This window comes from Streptomyces sp. BR123 (assembly GCF_013401435.1).
Lineage (GTDB): Bacteria > Actinomycetota > Actinomycetes > Streptomycetales > Streptomycetaceae > Streptomyces.
In genome coordinates this window covers 1-2,025 of the sequence record NZ_JACBGN010000551.1, presented here as the reverse complement: position 1 = coordinate 2,025, position 2,025 = coordinate 1, and the positions used below count along the sequence as shown (strand labels likewise).

2 protein-coding genes are annotated in these 2,025 nt (G+C 74.0%); both read left to right on the top strand.

Translation table 11 applies throughout. The features are described 5' to 3' along the window. Positions 1 to 550, top strand: a 550-nt coding sequence (locus tag HYE82_RS36165; RefSeq protein ID WP_218783446.1) for a hypothetical protein, incomplete at its 5' end; no start/stop codon positions are given. 70 nt (positions 551 to 620) lie between these two features. Then, on the top strand, positions 621 to 2,025 hold a 1,405-nt coding region (locus HYE82_RS36160; protein ID WP_179178457.1), incomplete at its 3' end, for a thioredoxin domain-containing protein.

Sequence of the window (2,025 nt, the reverse complement as noted above, 5' to 3'; positions counted from 1 at the left end):
CACCACCCCCGCCTCACCCTCCGCCACGGGATCCCCCTCGGCGTCGGCGTCGCCCTCCCTCTCGGCGTCGCCCTCCCCCTCGGCCCCAGCCTCGGCTTCGCCCGCGCCCGCCGCCACGGGGGTGGTGGGCCGGGCCTTCGCCGAGTTCGTCAAGGGCGCCTGGACGATCCGCTCGACCCTGCCCGGCGGCGGCATCGGAGGCCGCAAGGACACCGGCCGGGCCTCGGTCCGCGAGGACGGCACCTGGACGATCGTCTGGTCCGGCATCGCCGGCACCTGGACCGGCCGCTGGTCCATGCACCGCGGCCGGCTGGACCTCCAGGTCCTCACCGGCCCGAAGGAGCTCACGGACCCCGACGTCTCGACCTCCTCCGCGGACAAGGTGCCCGAGACGGTGAAGGACAACCTGGGGATCATGCTCCCCTGGTTCCCGATGGGCGCCCAAGACGTGTTCGGCCGCCTGGAGGTCGCCTACAACGGCACCGACCTGCGGATCCGCCATTTCGACATGTCCGGCACCATGTCCATCCACATGTGCAACCGCGCCTGACCCCGGCGCCTGCGCACACCGGACCGCCGTCCGCGGAGCGCGGCCGCGCCCGGTGCGCAAGGATGGCACCATGCCGAACCGCCTCGCGAACGAGACCTCGCCGTATCTCCTCCAGCACGCCGACAATCCCGTCGACTGGTGGCCCTGGTCGCCGGAGGCCTTCGCCGAGGCGCGCGAGCGCGATCTTCCGGTGCTGCTCAGCGTCGGGTACAGCAGCTGCCACTGGTGCCATGTGATGGCGCACGAGTCCTTCGAGGACGAGTCGGCCGCCGCGTACATGAACGAGCACTTCGTCAACATCAAGGTGGACCGCGAGGAGCGGCCCGACGTCGACGCCGTCTACATGGAGGCCGTGCAGGCCGCGACCGGGCAGGGCGGCTGGCCGATGACCGTGTTCCTCACCCCCGACGCCGAGCCCTTCTACTTCGGCACCTACTTCCCGCCCGAGGCCCGGCACGGAATGCCCTCCTTCACGCAGGTGCTGGAGGGGGTGCGCACGGCCTGGGCGGGGCGGCGCGAGGAGGTCTCCGACGTCGCGCAGCGGATCGTGCGGGACCTGGTCGGCCGACAGCTGGACTACGGCCGGGCCGGCGCCCCCGGCCCGGAGGAGCAGGCGCGGGCACTGCTCGGCCTGACCCGCGAGTACGACGCCGTGCGCGGCGGATTCGGCGGCGCGCCGAAGTTCCCGCCGTCGATGGTGCTGGAGTTCCTGCTGCGCCACCACGCCCGCACGGGCGCCGAGGGAGCGCTGCAGATGGCCGCCGACACCTGCGAGGCGATGGCCCGCGGCGGGATCTACGACCAGCTCGGCGGCGGGTTCGCGCGCTACTCCGTGGACCGGGAGTGGGTCGTCCCGCACTTCGAGAAGATGCTCTATGACAACGCGCTGCTGTGCCGGGTGTACGCCCATCTGTGGCGGGCCACCGGGTCGGATCTGGCGCGGCGGGTCGCGCTGGAGACCGCCGACTTCATGGTCCGGGATCTGCGCACCCCCGAGGGCGGCTTCGCCTCGGCGCTCGACGCCGACAGCGAGGACCCGGACACCGGCCGTTCGGCGGAGGGGGCGTACTACGCCTGGACCCCTGCTCAGTTGGACGGGGTCCTCGGCGCGGAGGACGGGGCGCTGGCGGCGGCCTACTTCGGGGTGACGCAGGAGGGGACCTTCGAGCACGGCGCGTCGGTGCTGCAGCTGCCGCAGGACGGGCCGGTGGTGGACTCCGGGCGGATCGCCGCCATCCGGGAGCGGCTGCTCGCGGCGCGCGCCGGGCGCCCCGCGCCCGGCCGGGACGACAAGGTCGTCGCCGCGTGGAACGGCCTGGCCGTGGCCGCCCTCGCCGAGTGCGGCGCGTACTTCGACCGGCCGGACCTGGTCGAGCGGGCAACCGAGGCCGCCGACCTGCTGGTACGGGTCCACTTCGAGGCGGCGGCCGGCCGGGCCCCCCGGCTCCTGCGCACCAGCCGGGACGGGCGGGCGG